Annotated in this window: 8 protein-coding genes; 1 reads left to right on the top strand and 7 read right to left on the bottom strand. The window is 58.0% G+C overall.

Going from position 1 to position 7,193, the window contains the following annotated elements:
• The 5 genes from B5G40_RS09920 to uxaC all read right to left on the bottom strand — a co-directional run.
• On the bottom strand, window positions 1-341 hold a 341-nt coding region (locus B5G40_RS09920; RefSeq protein WP_143383400.1), incomplete at its 3' end, for a sugar phosphate isomerase/epimerase family protein.
• A gap of 2 nt (window positions 342-343) precedes the next feature.
• A complete protein-coding gene (locus B5G40_RS09915) occupies window positions 344-1,093 on the bottom strand; it encodes a cupin domain-containing protein (RefSeq protein WP_087399504.1) in 750 nt (249 codons plus the stop codon).
• A 50-nt stretch (window positions 1,094-1,143) separates the two neighbouring features.
• Window positions 1,144-1,896: a cupin domain-containing protein gene (locus B5G40_RS09910; RefSeq protein ID WP_087399503.1), complete on the bottom strand. Its 753-nt coding sequence runs from the start codon at window positions 1,894-1,896 to the stop codon at window positions 1,144-1,146.
• A 29-nt stretch (window positions 1,897-1,925) separates the two neighbouring features.
• Window positions 1,926-2,651 carry an amino acid ABC transporter ATP-binding protein gene (locus B5G40_RS09905; RefSeq protein WP_087399502.1) on the bottom strand — a complete coding sequence of 242 codons (726 nt, stop codon included), beginning with the start codon at window positions 2,649-2,651 and terminating at the stop codon, window positions 1,926-1,928.
• 2 nt (window positions 2,652-2,653) lie between these two features.
• The gene (gene uxaC / locus B5G40_RS09900; protein ID WP_087399501.1) at window positions 2,654-4,093 is read right to left on the bottom strand and encodes a glucuronate isomerase; all 1,440 of its coding nucleotides are present in this window, start codon (window positions 4,091-4,093) and stop codon (window positions 2,654-2,656) included.
• A gap of 387 nt (window positions 4,094-4,480) precedes the next feature.
• Between uxaC and B5G40_RS09895 the strand changes: the two genes are divergently transcribed.
• A complete protein-coding gene (locus tag B5G40_RS09895; RefSeq protein ID WP_087388877.1) occupies window positions 4,481-5,155 on the top strand; it encodes a GntR family transcriptional regulator in 675 nt (224 codons plus the stop codon).
• A gap of 71 nt (window positions 5,156-5,226) precedes the next feature.
• On the opposite strand, the gene B5G40_RS09890 is transcribed toward B5G40_RS09895, so the two are convergent.
• Together B5G40_RS09890 and B5G40_RS09885 are read right to left on the bottom strand one after the other, a co-directional pair.
• On the bottom strand, window positions 5,227-5,877 hold the full coding sequence (locus tag B5G40_RS09890) for a YesL family protein (protein WP_242959371.1): 651 nt from the start codon (window positions 5,875-5,877) through the stop codon (window positions 5,227-5,229).
• 74 nt (window positions 5,878-5,951) lie between these two features.
• The gene (locus B5G40_RS09885) at window positions 5,952-7,085 is read right to left on the bottom strand and encodes a DUF4317 domain-containing protein (RefSeq protein WP_087399500.1); all 1,134 of its coding nucleotides are present in this window, start codon (window positions 7,083-7,085) and stop codon (window positions 5,952-5,954) included.
• Window positions 7,086-7,193 lie beyond the last annotated feature (108 nt).

The raw sequence follows: 7,193 nt of genomic DNA, 5'->3' as shown, positions 1-7,193 counted from the left end.
TCCGCCCCCAGCACCACCCGGTCGGCCCCCAGGGAGGCCGCCAGTTGGATACAGCGGCGGTAATAGTCCAGCGTGGACTGCCGCTGCATCCCCGCCGGGGCGGTGATGGAATAGCGATAGGGAGGCGGGGTGACCACCGCGGCCCGCAGGCCTCTCTCCTCCAGCATTCGCCGGAGGGCGGCGGCGTCCCCCATCTCAGTATGGCTGCACCAGAAATGGGGCGTCTGGGGTACGAAGTCCAGGGCTGTCAACCCAAGCTCCACCAGGTCGTCCAGGCAGGCCTCCAGGGGCATATGGCTGTAGGTACTGTTGGAACCCAGCAGCCCCCAGTTGTGTGTCATACTTACTTGATCTCGCCGGGGTAGCCGTTCTCACACAGCTCGAACCACACATAGGCGAATTTCTCGCCCTCGGCGCACTCGCTGCCGTGGTGAGAGCCGTGGGGGGTGTAGGTCACGTCGCCGCCCACCACATGGATCTTCTCGTCCTCAGCGGTGTAGGTGAAGGAGGCCCCGGGCAGCATGATGTACCACTGCTCCAGCTCATTGTGGATGTGCTGGCCGATGTAGTTGGGGCCGGTGCCGAAGTTGGCGCCCATGGACAGGCGGCCCAGATTGCGGTGCTCGATGAGCATCATCTGCTGAATGTCGGCGCCGGTGAAGTCCTCTTTGTAATGCCAGGCCTGGGACACACCCCGGAACCGGGGCAGAGTCAGGTGGGACTCCTTCAGGCAGGTCTTGTCGTAGTCGCTCAGCTCGGTGACGAAGTGGACAATCTCCATCGTCTCCTTGGCGTCGGCGGCGCAGTGGAAGGTAAACTGCTCCTTGTCAAAGTCGGGCACGAACACGGAGACCTCGGTGATGTTGAACACCCGGCGGGGGGTGACGATGTAGCCCTTGCCGGCGGTGATGAGAAACACCTGATTGTGCTCCTGACGGGAGAAGATCTCCGGGGTCAGGTCGGCGCCGGGCTGGATGGAGATGCGCTCCACCGTCGCGTCATGGTAAGCGCCCTCCAGGATGGGCACCCGGGACACGCCGTCCACATAGTTGTGCTTGACCTCAGCGCCTCTCGAAATCTGAACCAGAGCCATGGTACATTCCCCTTTTCATTGAAATAGATAATGTGTAGTGGATGGATATCTTACTTGATCTCGCCGGGATAGCCGTCGATGCACATCTCGAACCAGATGTAGTCGCAGGTCTTGTCCGCTTCCACCTTGCTGCCGTGCCAGAAGCCGGTGGGGGTGAAGGACAGGTCGCCGCCGGTCATCTTAACCTCTTCCCCGCCGGCGGTGTAAATAAACTCGGAGCCGGGCAGGGGGAAGTACCACTGGGCCAGTTCGTTGTGGATGTGCTGACCGATCTCAACCGGGCCCTTGCCCCGGACACAGCCCATGGACAGACGTCCCAGGTTGCGGTGCTCCAGCAGCATGATGGAGGTGGTGATGTCGTTGTCCTTGAAGTCCTCGTCGTAGGTCCAGCCCTGGGAGATACCGCGGAACCGGGGCAGCACCATGCGGGACTCCACCAGACAGGTCTTGTCGTAGTCGCTCAGCTCGGTGATGATGTGCAGGTACTCCAGAGGCTGCTTGCTGTCAGCGGAGCAGGTGATGGTGAAGTGCTCGGCATCAAACTCAGGGACGAACACACCGGGCTCCACAATGTTCCAGGCCTGACGGGGGGTGGTCACGTAGCCCTTGCCCTTGGTGAAGATGAACAGCTGATTGTGCTCCTTCACAGAGTAGATGTCAGGGGTCACGGAGCAGCCGGGCTGCAGGGCGCAGTGGGCGAAGTGGGCCTGGTCGAACTCCCCTTCCAGCACCGGCACCTTGGCAAAGCCGTTTACAAAGTCGTACTTCACATCACTGTAACGAGCTACCTTGATCTGAGACATGGTTCGTTTCCTCCTTAATATAATGAAGATCAGAGCATTTTGCTCAAGAACTCCTGAAGCCGCTTATTCTTGGGATGGCTGAAGAACTCCTCTGGCTCGCTGTCCTCCACGATGTAGCCGCCGTCAATGAAGATCACACGGTCGGCGGCCTCACGGGCAAAGCCCATCTCGTGGGTGACCACCAGCATGGTCATGCCCTCCGCAGCCAGCTTCTTCATGACGTCCAGCACCTCGCCTACCATCTCGGGGTCAAGAGCGGAGGTGGGCTCGTCGAAGAGCATGACCTCCGGCTTCATGGCCAGAGCCCGGGCGATGGCGATGCGCTGCTGTTGGCCGCCGGAGAGCTGGTTGGGGTAGGCATCCTTCTTGTCCTCCAGGCCCACGGTCTTGAGCAGTGCCATGGCCTGCTCCTGGCTGGTCTGCTTGTCCTGTCCCTTAACCATGGTGGGGGCCAGCATAATGTTGTCCAGCACCGTCAGGTGGGGAAACAGGTTGAACTGCTGGAACACCATGCCCATACCGAGCAGGACCTTGGTGGACGTCTTGGCGTCGGCGCTGACCAGATCCACGTCGTGGTAGAGGATCTGTCCGCCGGAGGGCTTCTCCAGCAGGTTGAGGCAGCGCAGGAAGGTGGACTTGCCGCAGCCGGAGGGTCCTACGATGGCCACCACCTCACCGGGCTGGATCTCAATGTCGATGCCTTTGAGCACCTCATGGTTCTTGAAACTCTTTTTCAACCCCTTGACGCTGATCATACTCATAGCTTCTCCGCCCCCCGTAAATGATACTGTTCCAAGCCAAAGTAACGAATGCTGTTTCGGTAACAGATGTCGGCCGTCATGCCATCCAGCGCTGCCCGGTCATCGGGCAGCTGTCCGCTTTCCACCCAGCCGCCCAGCAGCTCACACAGGATGCGCCGGAAATATTCATGCCGGGTATAGGAGAGGAAGCTGCGGGAATCGGTGAGCATCCCCACAAAGTTCCCCAGCAGGCCGTTGGCCGCCAGGGCCTTCATCTGGGCCGCCATACCGCCCTTATTGTCGTTGAACCACCAGGCCGCGCCGTGCTGCATCTTCCCGGCCACGCCCGGTCCCTGGAAGCAGCCCATCAGGGTGATGAGTCCTGCGTTGTCGTTGGGGTCCAGAGAATAGAGGATGGTCTTGGGCAGAGCCCCCTCCTCCTCCAGGGTGCTGAGGAAGGCGGCCAGATCAGGCAGGTTTACCCCCGGCCCGATGCTGTCATATCCGGTATCCGGTCCCAAAAGCCGGTACATCTTGGTGTTGTTATTGCGCTGAGCGGCAAAGTGAAGCTGCATCACCCAGTTTCGTTTGGCATAGCCTCTTCCGAAGAAAAGAAGCAGGGCTGTCTTGTACTTCCACTTCTCTTCCCCGGTCACCTCTTCCCCGGCCAGCCGCCGTTTCAGGATGGCATCCAGCTCTTCCGTGCCAGCGGGCCGATAGCAGATGTTGTCCAATCCGTGGTCAGCCACCCGGCAGCCGTTGGTATGGAAGAAGTCCATCCGGTTCTCCAGCGCCCCCAGCAGGCTGTCCCAGCCGTCGATCTTCACGCCGGCCGCCTGGCCCAGCCGCTCCAGGTAGGCGGCAAACTCCGCCTTCTCCAGGTTCACCGCCTGATCGGGTCGGAATGCGGGCAGCACGCAGGTCTCCAGGGTGGGATCGGCAGCCATTTTAGCGTGCCACTCCAGACTGTCCGCCGGGTCGTCGGTGGTACACAGCAGGGTCACATTGGATTTTTTCAGGATGTCCCGAACAGACATCCCATCTCCAATCACCTTGCTGCAGTGGTCCCACACCTCTTTGGCGTTGGCCCCGGTCAGATGGCCGTCATACCGGAAATAGCGGCGCAGCTCCAGGTGGCTCCAATGATAGAGTGGATTACCCGGAGCCCGCTCCAACGCTTTGGCCCAGGTCTGGAACTTTTCAAAGGGATCGGTGTCGCCGGTCACCAGTCGTTCCTCCGCCCCGTTAGCCCGCATCAACCGCCACTTATAATGGTCCCCTTCCAGCCAGAGCTGGGTCAGGTCATGAAAGACCCGGTTCTCGGCGATCTCCCGGGGACTGACGTGACAATGGTAATCCAGAATGGGCATCTGCTCCGCCACTGTGTGGTACAGCGTCCTGGCCGTTTCGGTGGTCAGCAGAAAATCTTCGTCCAAAAAGGGCTTTGCCCCGCTCATATGCTTCCCTCCCATGCGTCCGGTACGGGCTGATATGCAGCTGATATATCGCTGATATATTTTATGGTTTGAAGATATCACAGTTTATTCGACCTGTCAACCCATAAACCGACGATTCTGCCAAAGAAATTCATTTTCATGTTTTCCTTCTTGTGATAATCCGACAACAAGAGATCCCGAAATGTCCTGCAATTTCCCCTTCAGGACCTAATTGACTCCTTTTTTGTCTCTAATTCCCATCATTTCTTCCCTTTTTTGTCATTTCCCCACCTACTTGACGGACCCTTCCAAGGCTGGTATACTGCAAGCGGATGATATATTACATGAATGTACATCTGATATATCAGGCACACAATTTTGATATGTCGCTGCGGAAGGAAGTTGCCTATGGCACCCATCAATACCAAACGGGAGACCAGTCTGTCCAAACAGGCATACGATCAGATCAAGAATATGATCCTGCAAAAGGAACTGTCGCCCGGCCAATTTGTGAATGAGTCTCAGCTTCAGGAATCCCTGGGGCTGGGCCGGACGCCGGTACGGGAGGCTGTTCTGGCGCTGGCCCAGGACAATCTGGTGCAAATTCACCCCCGCAAAGGCATCGAGATCACCCGCCCCACCCCCAAGAGCATCCATGATATCTTTGAGATCCGCTCCCTGTTAGAGCCCATGATTCTCCGGCAGTGCTTCTATCAGGTGGATCTCCAGTGGGCCACCGATATGCGGGCCCTGCTGCTGGAGCACCAGGACGATGAGGCAGGCAGGGCTGGACAGACCGCCTCTCCCCTGATTGAACTGGACAATAAATTTCACCTGGAGCTGGTGGATACCCTTCATAATCAGTATGCCTCCCAGCTGATGCGCAGTCTGGTGGACTATCTGAACCTGATCCGCATCACCGCATGGCGCCCCCTGCGCTATCAGGTGAGCAATCAGGAGCATATCGCCATTCTGGACGCCATTCTTCAGCAGCAGCAGGAAACTGCCTGCCAGCTGCTCACCGAGCACATCCAACTCTCCTATCAGGAGGCCATCAATACCATGATGCACTCCTCCCTCTGACGCAAAAAAGCCGCGCCGGCTTCCCTCGTGGAAGCCGGCGCGGCTTTTTCATTGATAATTGATATATTCATTTACATTTCATCTTCGTCGTCCTCTTCATCGTCCACGTCCGGCTGCTGCTCCTTGATATAGGGCCGGAAAATCCGCTCCAGCAGAAAGGCGTGCAGACAAGTCACGATAGTGGGCAGCAACATAACCAGAATGGGCACATTAGAGCATACGATGAGGGCGACAAAAGCGATCACCGCCATCAGCACGGTGCTGGGCAAGTGTGCGATGGCCAGCTTGCCGCAGGTCACCAACAAGCCGTTGACCTGAAAGGTAAACCGGGAGAGCACCGGAAAGAGGTAGCAGATAAAACCGATGGGCAGTAGCAGAAAGACCCGGTAGGCAAAAAACAGCGTATAGCCCACATCGTCCGTCAGGGCCATCTGATAGAGCACCTCGTGGAGGATGACCAGCACCGCCATCAGCGGGACTACCACCAGGCTGGTCAGTGCACCCACCTTGAAATTTTGCTTGAAGGTACGGAAAAACAGGACCCAGCTGTTGCGCTCATCGCCCAGGATACAGCGTACCACCGTGTTGTAGAGCGCGGTGGTGGCTGGCCCCAGCGTCACCAGGGGAATGGAACACACCAGCCAAAACACACTCAAAATCACCAGATCGGCTATCTTTTCCGTCAGGCGGTAGATACCGTGCTCCGGGTTAAAGATTCCCATGGCAATGCCTCCCTGCAAAAGTCGATACCTGATTCTACTCTATTTTTCAAAAAGATGCAATTCCCAGCTTGTGGTCAGCCGTCGATGTGGATGGGCACCCCGTTGACCTCCACTTCCCCTTCCGCCGGAATGAGGATGTACTTTTTCCCATTGATAGAGCGAGTCTCCACCAGAGCGCTGTACTCCGGGGACACCTTGATGGTTACGTCGGGCATGGAGACCTGGACCTGCTTGGCGTCCACCAGGTTCCGGGGACTGAGCCGGGTCTCCGCGCCAAAGCTGTCGTCGTAGCGGCTGTCAAAGGCGTTTACATGGCTCTCGGACACGCCGCAGGACAGCAGCACACACTTCACCGCCCCCTTAGACACCATCAGATGCTCCTCTTCCTTATTCTCCTTGTGCTCCTCTACCAGCTCCCGCAGCTGGTCATGGACCGCCTGGACCACATCGTAGCTGCACTCCTCCCCCAAAGCCTCCCCCAGAATGGACTGGAAGGTTTCCTTCTGGGCCTGGGCAGGCATGGGGATGGGAGAGGCAAATACCGCCTGAGCAAACTCCTCGTGGTTCTCCCCCACATCTCTATTATAGTACAGCGCGTCATAGAGGTTGGTGGTCCGGTCATCAAAGGCGGGAAACAGGAAACCCACCTCCGGCGGGGACACCAGCCAGTCAGCCTGGCGGTTATAGAAGCGGCTCTCCCGGGCCTGGAAACTGAGAGCAGGCTTGGTCTGCTTCACCGGGCAGATGCTGCACAGAATGTAGGAATAGACCTCCTCGGAGGCGTCTTTCTGGGTCTCGCCGTCCTTGGCCCGGTAGGGTACGTCGTACCGGTCATGAGCCAGCAGGATCAGATAGCTGCCTTCCAGAGCCAGGCTGTCAATGGCCTTCTGGAAAAAGGCCTGGACAGCCTCCTCATCCCCCAGTCCGGAATCCCGCAGGGCCATGAGCAGCTTGTGCTCCTCCCCCTCCGCCACCTGCTTGGTGGCAAAGCTGATGTCGATCAGGTTGCGGTCAATGCCGCCGGAAAGGGTGCGGCGCAGAATGGCCAGCAGCTTTTCGCTCTCCTCCTCGCTCATCAGCGCCAGGGACTGGTTAAACTGAGAGACGATCTCCTTCTTTTCGTTGACGTAGCAGCCCCGCACATGGGTGATGGCGCTCTTGTCCGCCTTGAACCGGCGGCGCAGCTCCCCTACTTCCTTTTCATTCATGGTCCTGGTCCTCCATTTCCGGAATCGTCGCTGTTGCAATCAAAAGGATTGAGCCGCCATCCAGGCGGCAAAATCTAAAAAGAAAGACACGACTTTCGTCGTGTCTTT

The sequence above is a fragment of the Flavonifractor sp. An9 genome (genome assembly GCF_002161245.1).
Lineage (GTDB): Bacteria > Bacillota > Clostridia > Oscillospirales > Oscillospiraceae > Flavonifractor > Flavonifractor avicola.
This window is presented reverse-complemented; position numbering and strand designations above follow the sequence as displayed.